The following is a 26,015-nucleotide window of genomic DNA, read 5'->3' as shown; positions in this document are numbered from 1 at the left end:
TTTTAGTTTGCTTTGGTGTTGTTTACCACTCGGCGACGCTGCCATCGGCATGGCGCCAGACGGGATTGCGCCAGTCGGGGCAATTCTTGCTGGCCTCGATCACGCGCTCTTCGTCCACTTCCACGCCCAGACCCGGTTTCGGCAACGGCTTTATATAGCCATCGACGATCTTGAAGTCTTCCTTGTTGAGCACATAGTCGAGCAGCTCGCCGCCCTTGTTGTAGTGGATGCCCATGCTCTGCTCCTGCAGCACCGCATTGTGCGACACGAAGTCGACCTGCAGGCAGGCGGCCAGCGCCACGGGGCCGAGCGGGCAATGGGGCGCGAGCGCCACGTCGTAGGCTTCGGCCATGGCCGCGATCTTCACGCATTCGGTGATGCCGCCGGCGTGCGACAAGTCAGGCTGGAGTATCGAAATGCCGCCGTCTTGCAGCACCCGCTTGAATTCAAAGCGCGAGTACATCCGCTCGCCGGCGGCCAGCGGGATCGAGGTCATTTCGGCAAGGCGCGGATAGTACTCGGCCTGTTCGGCCAGCACCGGCTCCTCGACGAACAGCGGGCGGTACGGCTCCAGCGCGCGCAGCAACACCTTGGCCATCGGCGCCGAGACGCGGCCATGGAAGTCCAGGCCAAATTCGATCTCGTTGCCGAACGCTTCGCGGATCTCGGCGATGCGCGCCACCGTGGCGTCGACCGCCTTGGCGCTGTCGAGGATACCCATTTCTTCGGTGCCGTTCATCTTGAAGGTGTCAAAACCTGCTTCGCGCAGCTTGCGGATGCCGGCAATCACGTCGCTTGGGCGGTCGCCGCCAACCCAGCTGTATGTCTTCATGCGGTCGCGCACCAGGCCGCCGAGCAGTTCATACACGGGTTTGCCCATGACCTTGCCCTTGATGTCCCACAGCGCCTGGTCGATGCCGGCAATCGCGCTCATCAGGATGGCGCCGCCGCGGTAAAAACCTGCGCGGTACATCGTCTGCCACAAGTCGTTGATGCGGGCCGGGTCCTGGCCGATCAGGAAAGGAGACATTTCGTGGACCGCCGCTTCCACCGTGCGGGCCCGGCCTTCAATGACCGGTTCACCCCAGCCGACGACGCCCTCGTCGGTTTCGATCTTGAGCAGCATCCAGCGCGGTGGGACCCGGTACGTTGTGAGTTTAATGATCTTCATGTCTAAGCCATTGGTCAAGGAATGTGGCTAGTCTACGGCGGCAAGCTAGATCGGAAATATGAATATTTGGGTTAAATGTATATCGAAATCACATATCGACCTATATCCAAAATGCATTCTGCTATATGAACGTCTCATTAGTGGTGAACGCCGCCTTTCTGCACAATGATTAGGCAGCACAATAAAACATAACAGGAGACAACAGAATGACAACATCCAGCATCTGGAAGCGCATCCGCACCGCCCTCATTGCAACCGGTTTGGGCCTGGCGGCCGCCGGCGCCTCGGCCCAGAGTTTCGCCAACGGCGCGGACGTCAGCTGGGTCAGCCAGCAGGAAAGCAGCGGCTACAAGTTCTATAACAGTGCGGGCGTGCAGACCGATCCGTTTTTGCTATTGAAGAACCTGCAGATCAACGCCATCCGGCTGCGGGTGTGGGTCAACCCGGCCGGCGGCTGGAGCGGCGGCGCCGACGTGCTCTACAAGGCCAAGCGCGCCGCCGCCCAGGGCCAGCGCATCATGATCGACTTTCATTACAGCGATGCATGGGCCGATCCGGGCAAACAAAACAAGCCGGCGGCGTGGGCCAACCACACGATTGCCCAGCTCCTGCACGATGTCGACAGCCACACCCGGGGCATCTTGAACTACCTGAAGACCAATGGCATCAACGTCGAGTGGGTACAGGTTGGCAATGAAATCAATGGCGGCATGCTGTGGCCGGAAGGCAGCACCGCCAACTTTGCCAACCTGGCAAGCCTGATCAACAGCGGCTACAACGCGAGCAAAGCGGTGTATCCGAACGCCAAGGTGATCGTCCACCTGGCCAACGGCTACAAGATGAACGAATTCCGGTCGTTCTTCGACCGGCTCAAGGCCAACGGCGGCAAATGGGACGTAACCGCCATGTCGCACTACCCGCCACCGGCCGACTGGGCAAATTACAACCGCTACGTGTCCGACACCATGTGGGACATGATCGGGCGCTACAGCAAACCGGTCATGATTGCCGAAGTGGGCATGGACTGGCAGCAGGCGGCGGCCAGTAAAAGCATGCTGACCGATTTGCTGGCCAAGACGCGCGCGATGGGCGCCAACGGCCTGGGCGTGTTTTACTGGGAGCCGCAAGCCTATCCGGGCTGGCAGGGCTATACCTTTGGCGCCATGGACACGACGGGCAAGTTCACCGCGGCGATGGATCCTTTTTGACGGCGCATGGTTGACGCGGTTTTACCGCTCAGACCGGCAATAATGCAGCCTGTCGCAAACAGGCTGCCGCGCGCATGGCCCCCCGTTACGATGATTGTGTTCTTTCAAGAAACCAAACATTGCTTACCGAGGAAACGACCATGCGCACTTCTATCTCTTTCGCTGTATTGTTGTCCAGCTTGTTGGCCAGCGCTGTTGCCGGCGCCGCCGAACAAACCCGTCCCATGCCTCCCTTTACGGGCGTGAGCGCCCAGGGTCCGGTCAACATGATCGTAGAAGTGGGCAAGACCCAGTCGCTCGTGCTCAAGGGCGACGACAAATTCCTCAAGCGCGTGATGACCAAGGTCGTCGACGGCAAACTCGTGATCACCTTCCCCAAAACCGACAAGCACGAGGTCAACAGCGACTCGACGATCAACATCGCCATGCTCACGCTTAGTTCGTTCAACGTCGAGGGCGCCGGTTCGGTCGAGCTGAAAAATATCAACGGCGACAAGATCGATATCGGTTTCCAGGGCGCAGGACGGCTGGTGGCCACCGGCAAGGTCAGGCAGCTCAAGCTCAATGCCCAGGGCGTTGGCGACGTCGACACCAAGGCGCTGCTGGCGCAGGAGGCCAACGTCAACTTTGAAGGCATTGGCGCGGTCAAAGTGTACGCCAGCCAAAAGCTCGACGCGACGGTACAGGGCATGGGCTCGCTCAATTACTACGGCAACCCGCGCACGGTGCGCAAGCAAGTCGATGGGATCGGGTCGGTCAAGGCTGGCGATTGAACTCCCGGCGGCCAGGGCGGTCAAACTTGCTTTATGGAGGTGCGACATGAACCAGCTGCCGGAGCAAGGGCAAGGGAACGAGGAAGGCATCGTGCAAGACACCGAGGAGGACACAGAGCAAGACACAGAGGAAGCGGCAGAGGAAGCGGCCGACGACGCGATCAAGGCGCCCGAGGAGCTGAGCGAGGAAGAACTCAGGCTGATGGCCGACACCATGCCAGGCGATGGCCCGGGCGACTAAAGTGAACGGGCAGCCACCCTGAAATGATCGGTTAGTGGCAAACTTGATACTGGTTTTCACAAAAATGATATGGCTTCGGTGAAAAAAGGCATTGGACCCCGCCCTCGCCCTTGCCTAATATTGCTCCATAGAATAATTATTGGAGCGAGACATGGAAGCCATCTACGGACAGGCTGGGCAGCGCTGCTTCATCTGCGCGCTTGCCGCCATGGCGCTCGTTCTGGCCGCCTTCGCCGCTACCGCCGCCGCTGCCACCGCTCCTTCCACTACCGGCGCCGCGGCATCGCCCCGCGAACGCCTGTCCCTCGACCGCGGCTGGCTATTCCATCTCGGTGACATCACCCCGCCCGACATCAAGGGCGCCGACCCCAGCTACAACAACGCCAAGGCCGGCAACGCCGCCGGCGCCGCCGCCACCACCTACGACGACTCCGACTGGCGCGCCCTCGACCTGCCGCACGACTGGGCGGTCGAAGGCCCGTTCGACCCCAACGGCAACAGCGCCCAGGGTTACCGCCCGCGCGGGGTCGGCTGGTACCGGCGCTACCTGCGTATCGATCCAAGCGAGCGCGGCCGCCACATGGAACTGCAGTTCGACGCCATCGCCACCCACGCCACGGTGTGGGTCAACGGCAACCTGGTGCACCGCAACTGGTCTGCTTACAACGCCAGCAACATCGACATCACGCCCTACCTGCGCTACGGCGACGCTGGCAACACCATCGCCATTCGCGCCGACGCCAACCCGATGGAAGGCTGGTGGTACGAAGGCGCGGGCATCTATCGCCACGCGTGGCTGGTGAAAAGCAATGGCGTACATGTGGTGACCGATGGCGTCGCTGCCACCGCGCGCCTGGTCAAAGGCCATGACTGGTCGCTGCCGGTAGGCGTCACGCTCAATAACAGCGCCGACCGCCCGGCCAAGGTCAGCGTTGAAGTAAGCCTGTTTGCGCCGGACGGCAAGCTGGCCGCGAGCGCTGCGCGCCGGGTCGCGCTACCCGTGCTGGCCAACACCACCGTCACGCTGCCGCTGGCAATCAAGGCGCCGGCGCGCTGGTCGCTGGAACAGCGCAATCTGTACCGCGTGAGCGTGACGGTGCGCCAGGATGGCAAGCTGCTCGACGAAACGATGCTGCACACGGGCTTTCGCACCATCCGCTTCGATCCGCAGCAAGGCTTGTTCCTCAACGAGCAGCACGTCAAGCTGCAAGGCGTGTGCATTCACCAGGACCACGCGGGCGTGGGCGTGGCCGTGCCCGACGCGATCTGGGAATACCGCCTGCGCCGCCTGAAGGAACTGGGCGTCAATGCGATCCGCTTTTCGCACAACGCCGTCGCGCCCGAGGTAATGGACATGGTCGACCGCATGGGTTTCCTGGTCATGGACGAGAACCGTAACTTTAATCCCTCGCCAGACTACCTGCTGCAGCTTGAATGGATGGTGCGGCGAGACCGCCACCGTCCCGGCGTCATCTTGTGGTCCGTGTTTAACGAGGAACCCGAACAAGGCACCGAAGTGGGCTACGAAATGGTGCGCCGCATGGTCGCCGCCGTCAAGACGCTGGACGCGACACGGCCGGTGACGGCCGCCATGAACGGCGGCTACTTTAGCGAGCGCAACGTGGCGCAGGCGGTGGACGTGGTGGGCGCCAACTATCACGTGGGCGACTACGACAAGTACCACAAGGCCAATCCCGGCAAGCCGTTCACCAGTTCCGAAGACACGTCCGCCTTCATGACGCGCGGCGAATTTTCCACCGACGCCGGCAAAAACCTGATCGCCAGCTACGACGACGACTTCGCACAGTGGGGCAACAGCCACCGCGACGCCTGGCAAGCCATCGCCACCCGGCCTTTTGTGGCAGGCAGTTTTGTCTGGACCGGGTTCGACTACCGGGGCGAGCCCACGCCCAACGTGTGGCCGTCGGTGAGCTCCGTATTTGGCATCATGGACATGAACGGCTTTCCCAAGACGGCCTACTACCTGCACCAGGTGCAGTGGATCAAGGACCGCCCGCTGATCTACCTTGCGCCGCACTGGAACTGGGCCGGCAACGAAGGCAAGGACATCCGCGTGATGGTGATGGCCAATGTGGAACGCGCCATGCTGCTGCTGGACGGGCGCGTGATCGGCGAACAGGCGATCGACCCGTACCGTATGAACTACTTCACCGTCCCCTACCAGAGCGGCAAGCTGGAAGCGGTTGGTTTCAATCACGGCCGCGAAGTGGCGCGCGCCAGCGTGGAAACCACCGGCCCGGCCGTGGCCCTTGAAATGGTCCCCGACCGCGATGCGCTGGCCGGCGACGGCCGCGACGCCATGCCCATTACCGTGCGCGCCATCGATGCGCAGGGGCGCGCGGTGCCCACCGACAGCGCCCAGCTGACCTTCGACGTGTCAGGCGCGGGCCGCGCGATCGGCCATGGCAATGGCGACCCGAATTCGCACGAAGATGAACAAGGCAGCACGCGCAAATTGTTCAACGGCCTGGCCCAGCTGATCGTGCAAAGCAGCTTTGAGAGCGCAGGCATGCTGCAGGTGACGGCCAGCGCACCGGGACTGCGCGCAGCCAGCGTGCGCATTCCCGTCAAAGCGGTCGGCGCAATGCCGTTCGCGCCGGCAGCCGGCGCTGCGCCCACTAAACTTGGGAATTGGCGCATCGCCCCGGCCAGTGCTACGCGGCCCGATCCGGCATCCAATCCCAGCGAAAGCGAGCTGCAAGTGTGGGGTTGGGGCCAGCAGGCGCCGGCCAAGCTGGACGCCGAAAAAGGCGGTCAGTTCAACCTGTTTCGCACCAGCTTCACGCCGCGCAAAAATCTATCAGACGGCAACGCCCACCTGCGTTTCAAGCGCATCGCAGGCAAGGCTGAAGTCTGGCTCGATGATCGCCTGGCGGGCACCAAGAGCGCGTTCGCGCCGGCCGAATGGCGCGTGCCGCTACTCGCAGGAACAGGCGCGCGCCGGATCACGGTGATCATCGAACGCCAGGCGGGGGAAGCGGCCGGCATGGACGACGTGAGCGTGGAAGCGGGCAGCATCGCCCAGGCCAGCGCGTTGGCGCGGTGAATCGCATGTGCCCTGCACTGTTCACCCATCTGGCCCGCATCGGCTGCGCCCTGGTACTGCTGACGGGGGCCAAGGCCGGCGCGCAAGCGCTCAGGATCATCATCCCGCCGATTGAAACGAGCGCGCGCGGGCATGCCCAATTTTTTCCGCAGGCGCTAGAACTGGCTTTGCGCAAGACAGAATCGAGCCATGGCGCCTTTGCGATTGACTATTACCCGCGCCACGTGTCGGTGCAACGCAGCGTCGAGGAACTACGCGCCGGCAAGGCCATCAACCTGATCTGGACGGCAAGCAACCCTGCTCGTGAAGAGCAGCTGCTGCCCGTGCGCATTTCACTGCTGCGCGAGTTGAACAATTACCGTGTGCTCCTGATACGCGAACAGGACCAGGCTGTGTTCGACCAGGTGCGCACGGCCGATGACTTGCGCAAACTGCGCGCCGGCATGGGTGCGCAATGGGTGGATAGCGACATCATGCGCAGCAACGGCTACCAGGTGACAACGTCGCTGCACTACAACGCGCTATTCGAAATGCTGGTGCTCAAACGCTTCGACTACTTCCCGCGCGGGCTGTATGAAGTGTGGAATGAAGAAAGCATACACCGCGAGGCCGGATTGCGCATCGAGAAAAGCCTGATGCTCTACTATCCGGCGCCGTTCTACTTTTTTGTCAATCGGAAGGACAAGGCGCTCGCGCAGCGTATCGAGCTTGGCTTGAAGATTGCGCAGGACGATGGCAGTTACGAGCGCCTGATGCGCAGTTTTCCCGGCATCAAACGCGGCCTGGAGGAACAGAAAAAGGGTGGCCGGCGGCTGTTCGTTCTCGATGGACCGGCTTCGCAATACGCCGCCAGCAAGCCTGACGAGGGGGCGCAGTCGCCCGAGCGGGCGGCGCTGGCACGCGGTCTGCGGTGGGCGCCGCTCAAGCCATAATCTAGCCATAATCTAGCCGTAATCAGGCCGTAATCAGGCCGTAATCAGGCTGCAATTGGGCTGCAATCAACACGCTGCTGCTAGCGCACGAAACTGGGCCGCTTCGGGTCGAAGGTCCAGCCGGGAAAAAAGTACTGCATGGCGCAAGCATCGTCGCGCGCCCCGAGTCCATGACGCAGATAGAGCTGGTGCGCCGCTTCGATCGCGTCCATGTCAGCCTCGACGCCCAGCCCGGGCCTGGCCGGCAGCGCCACTTCGCCGTCGACAATGCGCAGTGGCTCGCGCGTCAGATGCTGGCCGTCCTGCCAGATCCAGTGCGTGTCGAGCGCGGTAATGTGCCCCGGCGCGGCGGCGCCGACCTGGGTGAACATGGCCAGCGATATGTCAAAGTGATTGTTCGAGTGCGAACCCCACGTCAAGCCCCATTCATGACACAGTTGCGCCACCCGTACCGACCCTTGCATGGTCCAGAAATGCGGATCGGCCAGCACAATATCGACCGCTTGCAGCAAGAACGCGTGCCCCAGCTCGCGCCAGTCGGTGGCGACCATGTTGGTGGCCGTACGCAGCCCGGTCGCGCGCCGAAATTCGGCCATGGTTTCGCGCCCTGAATAGACGCCTTCGGCCCCGCACGGGTCTTCCGCATAAGCGAGCACCGCCCCCTTGCCGCGGCACAAGCGGATCGCCTCCTTGAGCGACCATGCGCCATTCGGGTCGAGCGTGATGCGCGCATCGGGAAACCGTTCGGCCAGCGCAGCGGCCGTCTCCATTTCCTGGTCGCCGCGCAGTACGCCGCCCTTGAGCTTGAAGTCCCTGAAGCCGTAGCGCTCCTGCGCCGCCTCGGCCAGGCGCACTACCGCCTCGGTCGTGAGCGCGGGTTCGCGCCGGATGCGCGACCAGGTATCGGGCGCGTCCGGTTCGGCGGCGTATCCTGGCGCGCGATCGGACTGGCCAATGTAAAACAGGTAACCGAGCATGGGCACCTTGTCGCGCTGCTGCCCTTCGCCCAGCAGCGCGCACAGCGGCACCCCAAGGAACTGGCCGAGCAAGTCAAGCAAGGCTGACTCGATTGCCGTAACGGCGTGGACGGTCACGCGCAGGTCGAACGTCTGCAAGCCGCGGCCACCCGCGTCACGCTGCCCGAAGGCGGCGCGCACGCCGTTCAGGACTTGCTGGTAGGCGCCCAGCGTCCGCCCCAGCACCAGTTCGCGCGCCTCTTCCAGCGTTTTCCTGATCGGTTCCCCGCCCGGCACTTCGCCCAGGCCCGTGTGGCCCGCGCTGTCGGTCAACATCACGATATTGCGCGTGAAATAAGGGCCGTGCGCCCCGCTCAGGTTCAGCAGCATGCTGTCGCGGCCAGCCACCGGCACCACCCGCATCGCCGTAATGACCGGCGCCGTAGGCAGTTCATTCATGAGTTGCTTCATGAGTTGCGTCATGCGTTGCTTCCTGAGTTGCTTCCTAATAGGTGCCGGGCACCAGGATGGTACGGCCAACGTCGGCAATATCGCGGTGTCCGCAAAGCGCCATCGTGATGTCAAGTTCATTACGGATGATCTCCAGGCAGCGCGCAACGCCCGCCTGCCCGCCCGCCCCCAGCCCGTACAGGAAGGGCCGGCCAATATAGACGCCGCGCGCGCCAAGCGCCACGGCCTTGATCACGTCCTGGCCCGAGCGGATGCCGCCGTCCATGTGGATCTCGACCTGCTTGCCGACCGCCTCCACAATCGCCGGCAAGGCCGAAATGCTCGACCGCGCACCGTCCAACTGGCGCCCGCCGTGGTTGGACACGATCAGCGCGTCGGCCCCGCATTGCGCGGCAAGCACGGCGTCCTCCGGGTCCAGAATGCCTTTTAAAATCAGCTTGCCGCCCCAGCGCCGCTTGATCCACTCGACGTCGCTCCAGGACAGGGCGGGATCGAACTGCTGCGAGGTCCACGACGACAAGGAGCGCATGTCCGTCACCCCTGCCGCGTGCCCGATCACGTTACCAAAGCCGCGCCGCCGCGTGCCCAGCATGCCCATGCACCAGCGTGGCCGGGTCATCATGTTGGCGATGTTCTTCAAGGTCAGGCGCGGCGGCGCCGACAGGCCGTTGCGCAAATCCTTGTGGCGTTGGCCGAGTATCTGCAAGTCCAGCGTGAGGACCAGCGCCGAGCATCGGGCCGCCCTGGCGCGCTCGATCAGCCGTTCAATGAAGGCGCGGTCCTTCATGACATAGATCTGCATCCAGAAAGGGGCGCTGGTGTGGGCGGCGACGTCTTCGATCGAGCAGATCGACAGCGTCGAGAGCGTAAAAGGAACGCCGAACGCTTCGGCAGCTTTGGCCGCGAGGATCTCGCCGTCGGCATGCTGCATGCCGGTTAGGCCCGTGGGCGCCAGCGCCACCGGCATGGCCGCGTGCTGGCCAGCCATGGTGACGGCAAGCGAGCGGTTTTCCATGTTGACCGCCACGCGCTGGCGCAGCTTGATGGCGCCAAAATCGTCGCTGTTGGCGCGATAGGTCGATTCGGTCCAGGAGCCCGAATCGGCATAGTCGTAGAACATGCGCGGCACCCGGCGCCTGGCTAATAGCCGCAGGTCCTCAATGCAGGTCATCGATTGCACTTGTCATTCTCCGAAAAAAAAGCGTTGTTCGGGCACGCCCGCCGGGCGCTGGCGGCCCTTTGATTTGCGGCCATCGTACAAGCAATGATTGGCATTGATCGAACCGGCACCCAAATAATCAAGATGATGATTTGCGCCACCGGTGGGGGCGAGGCCATGCCCTGCGCCCTGCCGCCAGCGCAAACAAGGCGCGGCGTCAGGGCGTCTTGATCAAATCGATGGCATCGTAGGCGTAGGCGGGACTCAAGTACTGGACGCCGCCCGAGCCGCTGATGACGCTCAAGACAATGGTATTTTCCCCCACCAGCAACTCGTTGGCCGGGATGTTGTAAGTATACATCTTGTTGTTGCCGCGAAAGCTACCCAGCGTGATACTGCGGCTGTTCGGCTGGTTCGAGGCGCCGGGATTGGGCGCGACCCAGCCGTTGACCTGGGCTTTTGGCCGCCCGCCCGATTGCGCCACCGTGATGCCTGCGCGCAGCGTCAAGGGTGCGATCTGGCTCTTGCGCAAGTTGAACTTGATTGTGATGTTGCCGTTCACATCTTTCCACTGGTAAGGCGAAAAATCGGTCGCCGCTACCGACGTTCCTACCCTGTATTCGCCCATGGTCCACGGACCTTGGCGCACGTCGGATGGATGCATGTCGCGCAGCCGCGCACCGTTGGCAAATTCGTTGGGCGTGCCGTCCCAGTTGCCAATGCGCCAGAGCGCGACGTCGTTGCCCGGGTCGGCCAGCACGCTGCGGCTGTCCAGGGTGGTGCTGCCCCCCGCCGTCACCGTCACCGGTTCGGTCAGCACGGCGTACTCGCCCTTGTAGACGGTCATGCTGTAGTTGCCTGCCTTCATCGCGGGCGAACTAAAACTGCCGGTGACGGGATCGGCCGTCGTCCAGTATTGCGCAACAGCATTGGCGAACGCGACGGTGTACGGGTAGGCGCTGTTCATGCCGCTCAAGCCCGCGCCCACCACCTCGCCGCGCCCGGCTGGGCCCACCCAGCCCTTCAGGTTATGCGCTCCCATCCAGCCCATGTCCGGAATGGCGGGCGCGTCGCCGTTGGTAAACAGCAGCGCGTACGGACCGTGAAAACCCGTGCGCCATGCTTCGGTCTGGTTGTGGCCCGAATTCATGTAATTGTAGACTTCAGCGGTCTGGAACTGGATATCGTTGTAGAAAGGCCCGCCGGAACTGGACTCGCGATTACCGTAAGCCATGTAGACGCCGACGCCGGGGCCGCGTACACCACGCAGCGTGAGGTCGATGGCGCGCTGGTTGCCAAAATACTTGGAGCGCGTCTCGCCGTTCGGCAGACCGAATACGTCTGCGCTTTCGACTGCGCCGGTAGTGCCCTCCGTGTTCGACGCGGGTGGACGCTCGGGCACCAACGCCCCGTTCAGGCGCGTGATCCAGCGCAGTTCGCCTACCGCCGGTTCGGCAGTGACGTAAGTACCCATATAGATCGTGTTTTCGCCTTGGCGTACCAGCAGGTAATGCGTCAGCGTGGGCGTGGTCAAGGTCAGTTTCACCACGCCATCGGCCACGGCGAACGTGGTCGGCGCGCCAATACCGGAGCTGATGTGCGAAAACTTGCTTTGCAATTGCAGCTCGGGCCCGCCGTTATAGCGAATCGAAATAATGTCGCCCGAACTTTGCCGGACCTTGAACACCAGGCCCGCGCCACTGTCGATGGTAATGATGCCGCTGGCGGCAACGGCGCCAAAGGCGCTGGCGTTAACCGCGAGCAGTTGTTCTGATTGTGCGTGCAGCGGCCCGGCGGCACCCGCCAGCAGCATGGCCGAGCATGCCGCCAGGCAGGCGCTGCGCCAGCGTCGCTGCGGCGCGGTGGGTTTGATTGGATTGTCCAAAATTGTCTCCGTCTGATTGGTATCGAGGCGGGCTCGTGCCCGCAATCCACTATTGCGGCACGAGCCAGGTCAGTCAATACAACACGGCCCAATTCCCGAAAGACTCAGGCGCTTGATTGGAAGGAAGACGACGGGCGGGACTGCGGGCAGGCCTATTTGCTCAGCCACATGATTATCTGTTGAGCCAAAGGCATGCGTCGTTGACAAGCGCCGGCATGAAATTAATACTGGCATCGCGCTTGCTTGATGAGGCTGCGCACCTAAGTCTCTTCGCAACGGGCTGGCGACAGCTCGTTGCAATTTTTTTGGGTCAACAGAACGCAACCGAGCTCGCCGTCTTCATACCAAATTACAATTACTTTGGCATCAGCAGCCAACTAATGCTCAGCCCGCCAGCGCCGTGGGTGTGGTGGCGCGACCCCAAGCCCTATGGCGTTTTGTCTCATCGACAGCTTTGTTTTGTCGAATTTTCGTCCCGTTTCCCTCTTAATGTCGAAAAGCCGCGCAACGCCTGCAAATTCGACAAAACGAGGCATTGAACGCGACAAAATGCACGAGCGAGCCGCACTCGCCACCCCACCCCGCGCCTGCCTTTCGTGCTCACTAGACAATCACACCAATCAAGTTTTTGATTCTTTCCAGTCATCACTTGCGCGCATGCATGCCTCACATAGAATACCGCTCAGGCTTTCCCCCATTCGCGCTATAGAAACCGACCTCATGCCAACACTGCTGCCAGCCCTTCGTCTCACCGCCACCATCGTCTTGCTGCTGGGCGCCTTTCCCGCGCTTGCCCAGAGCGGCCGCGTGACCACCTCGTTTGACCCCGGCTGGCGCTTCCTGAAAGGCGACGCGGCGGGTGCCGAAGCGCCGGCCTTCCCCGATTCCGCCTGGAAAAGCGTGGCCGTACCGCATGACTGGAGCATTGAAGGCCCCTACGACAAAGCCAACCCCAGCGGGCGCGGCGGCGGCTACCTGCCCAGCGGCGTGAGCTGGTACCGCAAGCAATTCACGCTGCCGGCCGGCGAGGCGGGCCGCCGCGTGCGTATCGAATTTGACGGCGTGATGGCCAACAGCGACGTCTGGATCAACGGCGTCCACCTGGGCAAACGCCCCTACGGTTACGTCAACTTTAGCCTCGATCTGAGCGCCCACCTCAAGTTCGGCAAGGGCCAGGCCAACGTCATCGCCGTGCGCACCGACACGACAGTGCAACCGGCCTCGCGCTACTACACGGGCGCCGGGATTTTCAGGCACGTCAAACTGGTCAGCACGGCGCCTGTGCACTTTGGCGCCGGCGGCGTGTTTGTCTCCACGCCGAACGCCGGCGCCGACAACGCCAGTCTGCGCCTGCAAGCGGACGTGGTCAATGAATCGGCAAGCGGCGCTCGCTACACGCTGCGCACCACCATCGTCGACCCGGACGGCAAAACCCTCCAGACCATCGAGACCGCCCAGACTGTGGCGCCCGGCCAGTCGGCCACGCTGGAGCAGGCCGGCGCGGTCAAGGCGCCGCAGCGCTGGTCGCCGTCGCAACCGGCGCTATACCGCGCCGTGTCGGTGCTACTCAACGGGAACGCGGTACTTGACGAGCAAAGCACCACCTTCGGCATTCGCGACGCAAAATTCGAGGCGGCCACCGGCTTTTGGCTCAATGGCGTGAACCTCAAAATCAAGGGCGTCTGCCTGCATCACGACGCTGGCGCACTGGGCGCTGCCGTGCCGCTCGACGCCTGGCGCCGGCGCTTTACGCTGCTGCGCCAGGCGGGTGTGAATGCGATTCGCACCTCGCACAACCAGGTCGCCGCAGAATTTCTCGACCTGGCCGACAGCATGGGCTTCATGGTCATGGACGAGACATTCGACACCTGGACCGCCGCCAAACACAATGGCGAAAAGGGTTACAACCTGAACTTCAAGACATGGTGGGAAGCCGACACCCGCGCCATGATCCTGCGCGACCGCAACCACCCGAGCATCATCCTGTACAGCGTGGGCAACGAGATCCATGACAACCTCGACAACCCCGAAGGCTTCCAGAAGTACAAGATGCAGCAAGACCTGGTGCACCAGCTTGACCCGACGCGCCCGGTGACGATGGCGCTGTTTCGCCCCGCCCTGTCCAAGGTCTACCAGAATGGCTTCGTCGAGACCATGGACATCGTGGGCCAGAACTACCGCGAGAGCGAACTGGTGGCCGCGCACCTGGCCAAGCCGGCGCGCAAGGTCATCGGCACCGAAAACGGCCACACCAGCGCGGCCTGGCTCGCCATGCGCGACAACGCCTTTGTCGCCGGCCAGTTCCTGTGGGTCGGCTTTGACTACCTGGGCGAAGCCGACTGGCCCGCCACCACCTATGACCAGGGCCTGTTCGATCGCGCCGGCAACTGGAAGCCGCGCGGCCTGCAGCGGCGCAGCTGGTGGTCGAGCGAGCCGGTGGTGCACATCGTGCGCAACAACGACAACGGCGGCGCCGGCTCCTGGGTCAACGACTGGACCCCGACCGACATGCAAACCTACGACGATGCCAAAGTCGAGGTGTACAGCAATGCGGAGGAAGTCGAGCTGTTCCTCAATGGCCAGTCGCTGGGCGCCAAGGCCCTGCCCAAGGATGCCGCGCCGCGTGCGTGGAACGTCACTTTCGCGCCCGGCAAGCTGCGCGCCGTGGGCCGCAATGGCGGCCAGGAAGTCGCCGCCGAAGAACTGGTAACGGCCGGCCCGGCGGCGCGCATCGAACTGACCAGTAGCCGGCCCAAGCTCAGCGCCGCATTCGACGACGCTGCCTTCGTCACTGCCCGCCTGGTCGACGCCAAGGGCGTGACGGTTCCCAACGGCGGCCAGGAGATCAGCTTTGCCGTGGCCGGCCCCGGCGCGCTGGCAGCGCTCGACAATGGCGACATCAACAGCCACGCCTCGTACCAGGGCACGGCGTGCGTGGCCGCCGCCGGCAAATGCCTGGCGGTAGTCAAGGCCACTGCGACGGGCAGCGCCATCACGCTCAAGGCATCCGTAAAGGGCTTGCCGCCAGCGTCACTGAGCATCGCCACGGCGCCGGCGGCCCCATGAAGCGCGTGGGCTTTGCCGCCAAGATGGCAAGCGCAGCGGCAAGCGCTTTGGCATTGTCGGCCTGCGCGCATTGCAGCGACGCCATGCGCTACACGTTCGACCCTGCGGCGCAAGGGGGCAAGCCCCTGGTCTTCAATGCCGACCTCCCCGAAGGCAATTACAACGTCAGCATCAGCTTTGGCGACCGAAGCCAGGCGGCCAGCACCACGGTCAAGGCCGAACTGCGGCGCCTGATGCTGGAAAACGTGCGCACCTTGCCAGGTGAAGTGGCCACGCGCACCTTTACGGTCAATGTGCGCACCGCGCAGATCAAGGCAGTGCCGGGCGTGGCGGCAGGCCAGGTCAAGCTCAAGGCGCCGCGCGAAACCGTGGACGAAGCCGTTTCCTGGGATGCGCGCTTGACGCTCGAATTTATCGGCGCCCATCCCGCAGTGCGCGAGATTCGCATCGTGCCGGCGGCCACGCCCACATTGTTCTTGCTGGGTGACTCGACCGTCTGCGACCAGGGGCGCGAACCGTACGCCAGCTGGGGCCAGATGCTGCCGCGGTTTTTCAAGCCGGGCATTGCAGTGGCCAACCATGCCGAGTCGGGCGAAACCTACCGCGACGCGATCGCCCGGCGCCGGCTCGACAAGGTGCTCAGCGCCCTGCAGCCGGGCGACACAGTCATCATGCAGTTCGGGCACAACGACCAGAAACAGCTCAAGGATGGCAAGGGTGGCCCGTTCACCACCTACAAGGACGAAATCCGCACCCACGTCACGCGGATCCGCGCGCGCGGCGGCGTGCCCGTCATTGTCTCGCCAATGGAAAGGCGCAGCTTTGACGAGCATGGCAAAGTGCGACCCTCGCTGATCGACTACGCCAACGCCGCGCGCCAGGCGGCGCAGGAACTGGGCGCGGCCTTCATTGACCTGAATGCGATCAGCAAACCGTTCTACGAGGCGCTCGGTCCCGAGCAATCGCGCCTGGCGTTTGCCGAGCCAAAGCCCGGCCAGACCGACAACACGCACCACAACAACTACGGCAGCTACCAGCTTGCCAAGGCCATCGTGACCGGCCTGCGCGCGGCCAAGGTGCCGGCCGCCGTCTTTATCGCCGACGACGCCGGCGTGTTCGATCCGGCCCACCCCGATCCGGTGGCGGCGTTCGCCGTTCCGGCCAGCCCCGACTTCACCACACAGCGCCCGCTTGGCGACGAGACCAATCAATGAAACTGCCCAAACTCCTGCCGCTGGCACTGCTGCTCGCCAGCGCCGCCGCCCACGCGGGTGACGCCTATCTGTTCACCTACTTTACCAACAACGGCGAAGACGGCCTGCACCTGGCGGCCAGCAGCGACGGCTATCGCTGGGACAAGCTCAATGGCGGCAAAAGCTATCTGCAGCCCAAGGTCGGCAAATCGCGCCTGATGCGCGACCCGTGCATCGTGCGCGGACCGGACGGCACCTACCACATGGTGTGGACGTCGGGCTGGAACGAAAACAACATCGGCTACGCGTCGTCCACCGACTTGGTGAACTGGTCCGAGCAAAAAGAACTGCCCGTGATGGCGCATGAGCCGACAGTGCTCAACGCCTGGGCGCCTGAGATCACCTACGACGACAAGCGCGGCGAATTCCTCATATTCTGGGCCTCCACCATACCGGGCAAATTCCCGCTCACCGAAGGCTCATCGGAAGAAAAATACAATCACCGGATGTACGCTACGACGACGCGCGACTTCAAGTCCTTTACCCCCACAAAGTTGTTTTATGATCCCGGCTTTAGCGTGATCGATGCCACTTTCGTGCGCGCGCTCGGCAAGTCGTGGCTGATGGTGAAGGATGAAACGCGCCATCCGCCGCGCAAATACCTGCAGCTGGCCGCCGCGCCGGATGTGCGCGGCCCTTTCGGCCAGCTGGGCGCACCGATCACCAAAAGCGGGCTGTGGGTGGAAGGGCCAACCGCGCTGCAGGTGGGCCAGGACGTCATCGTCTACTACGACGCGTACACCTCGAAGCATTACGGCGCGCTGCGCTCGCGCGACATGGTGAACTGGGAAGACGTCACCGCCAAAATGCAGTTCCCCGACGACGGCACGGCGCTGCGCATGCGCCACGGCACGGCCATTGCCGTCCCAGCCGCGCTGGTGGACACGCTGCGCTCAGCGGGCGCGCCGGCCACCACCATTGCCGACGATGGCAACTACCGGCCGCGCCTGAATTACCAGACCTACTTCAACGACTACGTGGCCAGCCGCCGGGGGCAGCCGGCGCAGATTGTGTTCGTTGGCGACTCGATCACCGAGCAATGGCGCTGGGGCGCCGGCTGGCCGGTGTGGAAGCGGCATTTCGAGGAGCGCGGCTTCGACTTCGGCCTGGGAGCGGACAAGACCCAGCACACCTTGTGGCGGCTCGAGAACATCGCCTTGCCGAACCTGGCGCCCAAGCTGGCCGTGGTCATGATCGGCACCAACAACGTTCAGGATACGCCGGACGAGATTGCGGCCGGCGTGAAAGCGGTGCTGGCGGCCACGCAACGCAAGTTCCCTGCTGCCAGGATCGCCTTGATGAGCATTTTGCCCAATGCGCGGGCGACCGGGAAGATGGCCCAGGCAAACCTGCAGCTGGCCAAACTGGCGGACGACAAGCGCGTGTTTTACATCGATCTGGCGGCGCGCTTTACGCCGGAAGGCGACAACTGGAAAGGGCTAAGCCGCGACAAGCTGCACTTGTCGGCCGAGGGGTACGAAATGTGGGCGAGCGCGCTCGAGCCGCTGCTAAAACCGTAGGGCGAGCGCGCGCGCAGTATGCTTGCGCCGAAAACCCTGAACCACAACGTCCTCGCGTACTAGGCTTTAGCAGAAGGGACAGCAGCGCAGCACAGTTACATCGTCCTCGCGCACGCGGGGATCCATAGAACGGACGAGTCACGGTCTCATTTACACGAGCTGATCACGGTAACACATTGACTAGAATAGAACTATTGGCATCCGTTCTATGGGTACCGAGCCGTCGGACGGCCGCGCACGCGAGGACAACGTTGTTCTGCCACGCGGTCCCTCTTGTGCCACAGTCCCATGCAAACTACTGCACCACCGCGTTCACCCGCGCCAGTTCATCCGGCGCAAGCGACTTTTCCACCACCAGCGCGCCCTGCACCGCCTGCGCATTGCCCAACTTGGCGCCCAGGCGCAGCCAAGACAGCGCCTGCACAGGATCCCTCACCCCGCCCTCACCCCGGTACAGCATGGCCGACGCATTGACCATCGCCGCGTCCAACCCCTGCGAGGCAGCGGCCAGAAACAGCTTGCGCGCCAGCGGCAAATCCTGGCCGACTTGCTGGCCTTGAAAAAAATACGTCCCCAGCGCATTTTGCGCCGCAGGATGTCCCGCCACCGCTGCCAGCTTGTAAAACGCCAGCGCCCGCGCCGGGTCGCCCGCCACGCCCAAGCCCTCGTCATACGCCTGCGCCAGCGCGTACTGCGCCTCGACCTTGTCGCGCCCGGCCGGCGCATTGACGGCGACTTTTTGCCACCAGCCAAACGCCCCTTGCGGGTCATTTTCCTGAGATACCTGCGCCAGCGCCAGCTGCGCCGGGACGTAGCCGGAAAGCGCCGCACTAGCGTACAGCTTCAGTCCACCGACCACATCCCGCTCGCCGCCAAAGCCGCTGTACAGCATGCGCCCCAGTGTATACCGCGCCGGCACATGATCGAGTTCGGCCGCCTGCCGGTACCACGAGCGCGCGCGCGCCATGTCGCCGCTTGTGATTGCCAGCTGCGCCAGGCGCACCTGGGCCTCGATGCGCGGCGTGCCCTGTTGCGGCGCCTTCGGATCGAACTTGCTGTAATGGGCCGCGTTCAGCCTGGCCAGGGCCAGCTTTTCATACCACGCCGCTGCCTGCCTTGGGTCGCGCGCCGTGCCTTGGCCTGCTTCGTACATGGTGCCGGCCATCAGCGCCGCCTCGTCCCAGCCAACCTTGTTGTACGACGCCTGGAAGGAAGCGAGCGCACGCGCATAGTCGCCCCGGTCGTAGGCAGCATACGCCTCGGCCAGCGACTTGTCTGTGCGCGCGATCTGGTTGCGCCCCGCCGCCGCGCTGTACGACGCCTGGGTGCAGGCAGAACGCCGGCCCTCGCGATCCTCGGCGTCAAGCGGCTTGCCGGCGCCGGTCGCGTCGCCGTACGGGCTGGTGTCGCTGAAGCTGGCGCCAGCCTGTGCATCGCCCTCCACGCGCGTGTCCAATTCGTCGCCGGCATGCCCCCGCTCGCGCCCCTGAAAGCTGTCCAGGTAGCTGTCGATGAAAGCTTGCTGGCTGGACGAAACATCGTAAGCACACGATGATGCCGACGACGAACTCAAGCGCCGTACCCGGGGTGAAGTGCGCGGCGCCATGCGTCCCAGCACCGTCACGACCGATACCTCGGGCGCGGCGCTCGCCTGGGGCGCCGCCTGCGCGGGCCCCCAGGCAGCGAGCACCAGGCTGCCCGCCAGCGTCAGCGCGCCTGGCCTGGCCATCAAACTCACTGCGCGCTCCGGATATTCAAGCCCACCATCACACGCCGGCCATTGTAGTTATCGTAGAACAGGTTCGGCGCGCCGCTCGAATAGCCCTCATAGCCGCCGGTGCTGTTATGGGTGCGCTCGCCGGTCAGGTTGCGCACTTCGGCAAACAGCTCTATGTTGTTCTTGAAGCGGTAAGCCATTTTGGCATCCAGATAGCGGGTGCGGTCAATGAAGTTCGGCAGGCCCGGGTTGTACGGCAGGCGCCAGCTCGACGCGCCGTCGGCAGGGAAGTTGTTCACGCCAACGTTCGAATTGGTGCACGGCGCAAAGCAGCTGTAGCGCGGCGCCACCACCTGCAGCGCGAGGCGGGCCGAGAAAGCACCGTCGTCGTACCACAGCGACGCGTTGTACGAATACTTCGGCTCATACGGCGGCGGCAGTGTGTCGCCCGTGAGCAGGTCGAGCGTAGGCGTCGCTTCGGTCGAACGCACGCGCGTGTAGTTGGCGTCAAATCCGGTGTAGCGTAGCACCGACGGCAAGAACGTGAACGCAGTCTTGGTGCCAAACTCCACCCCGCGCCGCGTGGACGGCTTCAGGTTGTCGTACTGGTTGAAGGTGAAGTCGACGTCCGACAGTTTCACGCCGGAGACCGGGTCGACAAAATCGGAGGCGCCAAAGACCTTCACGCCGGAGCGCGCGATCACGCCGTTCGGCGCACCGATACGCCCGCGCTGCACGAACGTGGCAGCGCTGAACATGGTGTCCTTGTTCACGTACCACTCGACGGCAAAGTTGGAATTGATGTTGGTGAACGGCTTGATCCCCGGGTTGCCCATGGTGCCGGTGCAAGTCTGGTCGGCGTCGCTGCCGTCGGCGTCGTCGGGCGCATCGAGCCTGCGCTCGTCGTACCGGCAGTTGATGTTCGGCAGCAGCCGGCTCAGGCCAGGACGGGCCACCGTCTTGGCGCGGTTGTAGCGCAGCACCAGCTTGTTGGGCACGATCCAGGCGGCCAGGTTAAAGATCGGCAGGATGTCGGTCGTATCATCTTCGATCGAGGTATTCTGGCGGAACGTGGCGGTGACGATACCGGCTGCGGCGTCCGGATTGGCCGGATCGTAGGCCGCTGTCTTCTTGATCGAGGTGAAGGCCAGCTGGCCGGTGCCCTTGACGTTGGTCTTGACGATGCGGTATCCCATATTGCCCGACAATTCGATCCCGAAAGGCAGCGGCTGTCTGGTGAACGGGAAGCGGTTCAGCTCAAAGTCAGTCATGAGATAGCCGGCATAGCTACGCTCGTCGTAGCGCGAGATGGCCTGGTCGTAGTCCTTGCCGTCGGTCGCGGTGCAGCGCACGATGCAATCGAGGTGCTTCTCGATGCCTGCCAGCTGGTACAGCTTGGCCATGTCGATCTGGTTCCAGCCGTTGATCAAGCCGTCCGCGCGCCCCTTGGCGCCGCCGTAAAACTGGCCGGACGGCGCCACCGACAAAGTCTGCTTGACCATGTCCAGATAGGCGGCCGGGCTGAGCACCGTCTGGCCGAACAGCGGCGCGGTCGGGTTGGTGCTCGGGTTGTAGCCGTATGCGCAGGGCTGCCCGCCCGGCGCCAGCGAGCCTGGCGTGTTCTGGCAGCCGACCACGGAGCTTCTCGCGTTCAGGTTCGGCAGGTACACGCCCGGCTGGTAGCCGGGGGTGCCAAAGGTGCCGATCGGGTCCTTGATCGCCCCGCCGCCCAGGCCCCACGACACGCTGGAGGTGTCGCGCAAGTTGAAGCCGGTCTTGATCGAGGTCAGGAATGGCACCCGGTCGCGCAGGCGGAACGTGACGTCCGCGCGCGCTGTGTTTTCACCCGATTCGCTCTTGCGCGCCCGGATCACCTGCAAGTTGGTGGTCGGCGTATAGAGCGCGCGCTGGGCCGGCGTATAGGCCGGCGTGGCGAGCGAATTGGTGGCCGACAGCGGCGCTGCAGCCTGGGCCGGGGCCGGCGCCAGCGGCGCATAGTTGGCGTAATTGAGCTGGTCGCGGTTGCTCCCTTCGGGCAGGGCGAAAGCCCAGGCGCCGTCGGGCAGCAGGCTGAAGGTCGCTTCGCCGTAGCCATAGTTATACGCGGCGCGCACATCATGACGCATCGAGTCGGACTTGGCGCTGCCGACAAAAAACTCGGCAAACAGGTCGCCGCTCTTGTAGGCCCCGCCCAGCTGCAGATATTTTGAGCTGGTCTCGACCTTGCTGTTGATCTGGTCGGTGCCGTAGCCGCCGTCGGTGATGGTGTACTTGGTCAGGTGATGCGAGTCGTCGACCGTGTAGCCGGGCTTGACGTTGGCCGTGGCGCCCATGGCCGGCGTTGCGCCGGCGCGAAACGATGGCGTGCTGGCATACGTGTAGTAACCCGACTTGGGAGCCGCCGCGCGAACGGCCGCGTTGGCGTCGACGATACTGCTGCCAATGTAGCCGGTGGTCGGTGAATTGACGGCCGCATTGTTGACGCTGACGTTGCCAAGATTGTAGAAGCTGACATGGTCGTCCACCGTGCGCCGGTTGATACTGCCCTTGGCATACACCGACAGCGCGCTGTTGACCTTGTAATCGAAGCGCAGGTCGGCGCCGGTACGCTTGTCATTTTGCTGCTTGACGATCGAACGGATGATCGATGGCGAGTAATCGTTCCACTGGTTCAGGCACGTGATCAGTTCATTCGAGCGCTGGTTGATCGCCGCCGTACGCGCCGTGGGGCCATTGATGGCGCCCGTCTGCGCGCTGGTCAACGCCGGGAACGCGGCGTTGCAATCAGCCTTGGTGGCCGCCGCACCCGAGCGGGTGACCAGCTCTATCGGGCTGGAGGCGTCAAACGTGCCCCCTGCCGTCAATGGCGACATCAGGAACGGCTTGGTGACGGACGGTTCAGTCTTCGACAGTGCGGCCGGATTGAAGGAAAACGTCTTTTCCGGCGAGTTGTCAAAGTCGACCTGGCGCAGCGGTCCCTGGGTATTGTTGCTGCCACCATTGGCCAGTGAATGGGCTTCGTTATAATATTGAGACGCATTGACGTTCAGCAGCACGCCCAGCCGGTTGTCGAGGAACTTATCGGCCACCACCAGATTCACATTGGGACTGGTTTTTTTGTTGAGCGAGCCTTGCGAAGCGCCCAGGCGCAGCGAGTAAAACGGCTTTTTGAAATCCAGGCCGGTACGCGTCTTGATGATGATGCCCCCGCCAAGGGAGCCTTCGACCATGTCGGCGGTCGAACCCTTGACCACGTCCACGCTCTTGATCAGGTCCGACGACATTTCGCGAAACTCCACGCCGCGCCCGTCGCCGCCGCCCAGCAGGTCAGTGCCGCCGCCGGCCTGCACCGCCTGGCCGTCAAGTTCAACCCGGGTCAGGTCGGCGCCGTTGCCGCGCACCGAGACGCTCACGCCCTCGCCGAAGTCGCCGCGGTCGAGCGCCACGCCGGCAATGCGCGAAATCGCTTCGCCCACATTCCGGTCGGGGAAAGCGCCTACGTCTTCGGCCACGATCGAGTCCATCGCCGTCTTGGCGTTCTTCTTGCGGGCGATGCTGCTGCGCTGCGACTCGCGCGCGCCGACCACGACGACGGTGTTCACGTCGGTGGTGACAACCGCTGCGGCAGGCTTCTTGACAGCCGGCGCGGCAGGTTTTTTGGCGTCTTGCGCCAGCGGCGTTGGCGCCGGTTTGACCTCTTGCGCCAGCGCGACGTCGGCCGCCAGCAAGGCCATTGCCATCGATACCGCAAAGCTCAGGCGATTCGGCCGGATTATTGAATTTTCACGCATTTGTCTATCTCCGTTATTGGTCTCGTAGCGGACCTGTTTTGTCGACTTGCTGATCGGTGCAACCGCTCCCCGCTGGATACATACACGCGGGACAGCCTGTAGTCTATTGGCGTATCTGCGCTGTGTGGGACGTTCCAAAAAACACTCAGCAATGTGATCGAAAGTGTCTTTTCGGCGCAGGAAAGCGACGCATATTGAGCAGATGCGATAACGTTTTTCCCGGAATTAATCAGATAAACTAAATAAACGGTATCGCACGCCAATTCACCGAACAGATGCTCGGATTTTCAGGCGCGCGCAATCACGGGATTGATTGCGCCGGGAAGGAAATATCGATCCGGTCAAGGGTGACGCCCGGGTCAATGCCGTAGACGTACAAGGTGTGCGCGCCTGGCGCACCAATCGTCATGCGCGCGCGGGCGGTGCGGCGCGCATCGAGCACGCCGGCGGCCCAGTCGGCGCCGCCATCCTTGAGCTCAAGCGCAAGCAGCTGCAGCGGCCCGTCGTCAATTGCCACGGCCAGGCGCAAAGCGTTGCCGCTGATTGGATGGGTGGGCACCAGGTGGACCGCCAGGTCGGCAACACCTTCGGCGGCGCGGAAGCGGTAAGCCAGGCGCGGCGCGCGGTTGCGCGCCTGCTCCAGTGACACAGCCGGCGCGCTCGCTGGCAGCACAGTCACCGCACCTGCGCCGCTGCGGCCAAGCCCGGCCACGGCGGTCCACGCAGCGCCGCTTTGCTGGCGCGCGTGATCGTAGCGCTCCGCTTCGAGCGTAATGATCGGCCCTTGCCGCAGCGTGGCCGGCGCAGAATAGGCAGGCATGGTCCAGCGCGCGGCGCGCAGTGAACGCCATTGGCTGTCGGCCGGTTCCTCGGCCATGATGTGGCGCCACTTGCCGCCGGCCAGCGTGGTGTTCCAGCGCGCCGTCAGCGCTTCCAGGCGCGCATTGGCCGCCAGCGCCGCTGCCAGGTTGGCGCGTTCGCCCTCGATCAAGCGCCGATTGGCCAGCGCTGACGCGGCGACCGGATAAGCCACCAGTTCAAAAAACGCGTCCTGCAACGAGGGGGCGAGCGCGCGCGCCACGCGTTCGGCGCGCGCGTTCAATTGCGCAAACTGCGCCAGGCGCGCCTGTGATTCTTGCGCCGACAAGTCGCTATGGCGCGGCGCCTCCTTGGGCAGCCACCACTGCAGCTGCTCGGGCTTGCGCCGGTAGTTCAGGCGGTAATAGCCCTGCATGATGGCGGCAATTTCGTCCGCATGCGGCGCGCCGAACTCACGCCGCGCCCACTCTGGCAAAAAGCGCGGCAGCGTGACGGCAGTCCAGCGCCTGGCGTCCCACGCCATCTGCAGGAACAGTTCGGTATCGACTTCGGCCGGCTTGATGTCGCCCACATTGGCAATCCAGATGCGGCGCGCGCCGGTGTCGTAAGCCTTGGACATCTCGGACCAGACCAGCGCGGGCGGCGTGGTGCTCAGCCACAGGTACGACATCGGCGCGCCGAGGTAAGACAGGTGGTAATAGACGCCGAAGCCACCCGGGCGCGCCCGTTCGGCGGCATTGGCAAAGCCGCGGATATAGCCAAAATTATCGTCCGGCCACATGATCGTCACGTCCTCGGGGACCTGCAAACCCTGGCGGTACAGGCCGAGCACCTCCTTGTAGGCGCAGAACAGCTGGGGGATCCGGTCGGCGCTCGGGCCGCCCTGCGCGGCGAGCAGCGCGCGCTGGTCGGCGAAGATCTGCTGCAAGAGACTGATGCGTTCGGGATCGGTGGCCGGCCCCTGCATGCGCGAGTCGTGCACGCCGCGCATGCCGACGGTATAAAAATTTTCAAAAATCGCGTTGGCGGCCACCCGTTCGGTCCAGTAGCGCAGCACGCCGTCGCGGTTGGTCTGATAGTTGTAGGCGCCGGGCCCGTCCTTCCACTCGCTCACGTTATTGCGCAGCATGGGTTCGGCGTGCGACGACCCCATGACGACGGCGTAGTCGTCGGCCAGCTGGGCATTTTGGGGAAAGCTGTTGAAAGCAGGCGTCGACGCATGCATGGCAGGCCAGAGCGTATTGGCTTTCAGGCGCAGCAGCAGCTCGAACACGCGCGTGTAGGTCTTGGGGCCAATCCCGCCGTGCTCGGGCTCGAAGGTGCGCGCCGCCCACGGCTGCAGGCCCCAGTCTTCATCGTTGATGAAAATGCCGCGGTACTTGACCGAGGGCGGGCCAAAGCGGCGCGTACCGGCGCGAATGTAGAGCGCCTGCCTTTTTGCCGGGACCACGTCGGCCCACCAGTACCAGGGCGAGACGCCGATCGCCTGGGACAGCTCGTAGGCGCCAAAGGCGGTGCCGCGGCGGTCGCTGCCGGCGATGACCAGCGCCTGCGCAACGCCCGGGAACGGGTGCTGGACGGTGGCGATAATGAAGCTTTCCCAGGCGCCGGCCAGGCGCGTGGCGTCGAGCTGGCCGGAGGCGGCGAGGCGGTCGATGAAGGGGCTATGTCCAAGGGTGCCGATGAGGACCATGGGGCCGTTCGAGTTAGCGTTGAGGGCCATCTTGCGGCCGGTGACGCGCTCCACGTCGTCGGCCAGGTGGCCGGCCGCGATGGCGACGACTTTGGCGTCGGTGTCGGCATAGTGGATGGACGCGGTGGCGCTGCGGGTAGCGAGCGGAAAGTCGTGCGCGCTGCCGGTCTGCGCGACCCAGGTTTCGGTTGCCAAGGCGCCCTGGCAGACCAGAACCAGGAATAGAAACCGCACAAGATGCACCATCGATTGCCTCGAATAGATCACGACCTCGTCCCCGCGAGCGCAGAAAC

16 protein-coding genes are annotated in these 26,015 nt (G+C 63.8%); 9 read left to right on the top strand and 7 right to left on the bottom strand.

What is annotated here, in order from left to right; translation table 11 throughout:
• Positions 1-22: 22 nt before the first annotated feature.
• Complete coding sequence (gene dgoD / locus ACP7D4_RS11635; protein WP_426107754.1) at positions 23-1,171, bottom strand: galactonate dehydratase; 1,149 nt, start codon at positions 1,169-1,171, stop codon at positions 23-25.
• Positions 1,172-1,377: 206 nt separating this feature from the next.
• On the opposite strand from dgoD, the gene ACP7D4_RS11630 reads away from it, so the two are divergent.
• The 5 genes from ACP7D4_RS11630 (at position 1,378) to ACP7D4_RS11610 (ending at position 7,392) form a co-directional block, all read left to right on the top strand.
• Positions 1,378-2,379, top strand: coding sequence for a glycoside hydrolase family 53 protein (locus ACP7D4_RS11630; RefSeq protein WP_426209227.1), 1,002 nt, complete (start codon positions 1,378-1,380; stop codon positions 2,377-2,379).
• Between the two features lie 140 nt (positions 2,380-2,519).
• The gene (locus ACP7D4_RS11625) at positions 2,520-3,152 is read left to right on the top strand and encodes a head GIN domain-containing protein (RefSeq protein ID WP_426209225.1); all 633 of its coding nucleotides are present in this window, start codon (positions 2,520-2,522) and stop codon (positions 3,150-3,152) included.
• 46 nt (positions 3,153-3,198) lie between these two features.
• Positions 3,199-3,393 (top strand): hypothetical protein, encoded by a 195-nt coding sequence (locus ACP7D4_RS11620; RefSeq protein ID WP_426209223.1) that lies wholly within the window; start codon positions 3,199-3,201, stop codon positions 3,391-3,393.
• A 151-nt stretch (positions 3,394-3,544) separates the two neighbouring features.
• On the top strand, positions 3,545-6,460 hold the full coding sequence (gene galA, locus ACP7D4_RS11615) for a beta-galactosidase GalA (RefSeq protein ID WP_426209222.1): 2,916 nt from the start codon (positions 3,545-3,547) through the stop codon (positions 6,458-6,460).
• Between the two features lie 5 nt (positions 6,461-6,465).
• A complete protein-coding gene (locus tag ACP7D4_RS11610) occupies positions 6,466-7,392 on the top strand; it encodes a hypothetical protein (RefSeq protein WP_426209220.1) in 927 nt (308 codons plus the stop codon).
• A gap of 80 nt (positions 7,393-7,472) precedes the next feature.
• Here the strand turns inward: ACP7D4_RS11610 and ACP7D4_RS11605 are convergent, their stop codons facing one another.
• From ACP7D4_RS11605 to ACP7D4_RS11595, 3 genes are all read right to left on the bottom strand, one after another.
• Positions 7,473-8,831 (bottom strand): enolase C-terminal domain-like protein, encoded by a 1,359-nt coding sequence (locus tag ACP7D4_RS11605; protein WP_426209218.1) that lies wholly within the window; start codon positions 8,829-8,831, stop codon positions 7,473-7,475.
• Positions 8,832-8,853: 22 nt separating this feature from the next.
• The gene (locus tag ACP7D4_RS11600; protein ID WP_426209217.1) at positions 8,854-9,990 is read right to left on the bottom strand and encodes an alpha-hydroxy acid oxidase; all 1,137 of its coding nucleotides are present in this window, start codon (positions 9,988-9,990) and stop codon (positions 8,854-8,856) included.
• A gap of 205 nt (positions 9,991-10,195) precedes the next feature.
• Positions 10,196-11,863: a rhamnogalacturonan lyase B N-terminal domain-containing protein gene (locus ACP7D4_RS11595; RefSeq protein WP_426209215.1), complete on the bottom strand. Its 1,668-nt coding sequence runs from the start codon at positions 11,861-11,863 to the stop codon at positions 10,196-10,198.
• 215 nt (positions 11,864-12,078) lie between these two features.
• On the opposite strand from ACP7D4_RS11595, the gene ACP7D4_RS11590 reads away from it, so the two are divergent.
• The 4 genes from ACP7D4_RS11590 (at position 12,079) to ACP7D4_RS11575 (ending at position 17,702) form a co-directional block, all read left to right on the top strand.
• Positions 12,079-12,402, top strand: coding sequence for a hypothetical protein (locus tag ACP7D4_RS11590; RefSeq protein WP_426209213.1), 324 nt, complete (start codon positions 12,079-12,081; stop codon positions 12,400-12,402).
• Positions 12,403-12,583: 181 nt separating this feature from the next.
• Positions 12,584-14,929 carry a glycoside hydrolase family 2 TIM barrel-domain containing protein gene (locus tag ACP7D4_RS11585; RefSeq protein WP_426209211.1) on the top strand — a complete coding sequence of 782 codons (2,346 nt, stop codon included), beginning with the start codon at positions 12,584-12,586 and terminating at the stop codon, positions 14,927-14,929.
• Entirely contained in the window at positions 14,926-16,143 is a 1,218-nt protein-coding gene (locus ACP7D4_RS11580) for a rhamnogalacturonan acetylesterase (protein ID WP_426209210.1), read from the top strand. Before ACP7D4_RS11585 ends, ACP7D4_RS11580 begins: the two co-directional genes overlap by 4 nt.
• Positions 16,140-17,702: a GDSL-type esterase/lipase family protein gene (locus tag ACP7D4_RS11575; RefSeq protein ID WP_426209208.1), complete on the top strand. Its 1,563-nt coding sequence runs from the start codon at positions 16,140-16,142 to the stop codon at positions 17,700-17,702. The genes ACP7D4_RS11580 and ACP7D4_RS11575 overlap by 4 nt, the downstream gene beginning before the upstream one ends.
• Before the next feature lie 295 nt (positions 17,703-17,997).
• Here ACP7D4_RS11575 and ACP7D4_RS11570 read toward each other — a convergent pair whose 3' ends face one another.
• The 3 genes from ACP7D4_RS11570 to ACP7D4_RS11560 all read right to left on the bottom strand — a co-directional run bounded on the left by ACP7D4_RS11570 (position 17,998) and on the right by ACP7D4_RS11560 (position 25,968).
• The gene (locus ACP7D4_RS11570; RefSeq protein WP_426209253.1) at positions 17,998-19,431 is read right to left on the bottom strand and encodes an SEL1-like repeat protein; all 1,434 of its coding nucleotides are present in this window, start codon (positions 19,429-19,431) and stop codon (positions 17,998-18,000) included.
• Between the two features lie 5 nt (positions 19,432-19,436).
• Entirely contained in the window at positions 19,437-23,210 is a 3,774-nt protein-coding gene (locus ACP7D4_RS11565; RefSeq protein ID WP_426209206.1) for a TonB-dependent receptor, read from the bottom strand.
• 301 nt (positions 23,211-23,511) lie between these two features.
• Complete coding sequence (locus ACP7D4_RS11560; RefSeq protein ID WP_426209204.1) at positions 23,512-25,968, bottom strand: glycosyl hydrolase 115 family protein; 2,457 nt, start codon at positions 25,966-25,968, stop codon at positions 23,512-23,514.
• Positions 25,969-26,015: the final 47 nt, after the last annotated feature.

It is taken from the genome of Massilia sp. TWP1-3-3, assembly GCF_049897805.1.
Lineage (GTDB): Bacteria > Pseudomonadota > Gammaproteobacteria > Burkholderiales > Burkholderiaceae_D > Telluria_A.
Note: the sequence above shows the minus strand (reverse complement) of the source record. Positions and strands in the feature narration are given on the sequence as shown.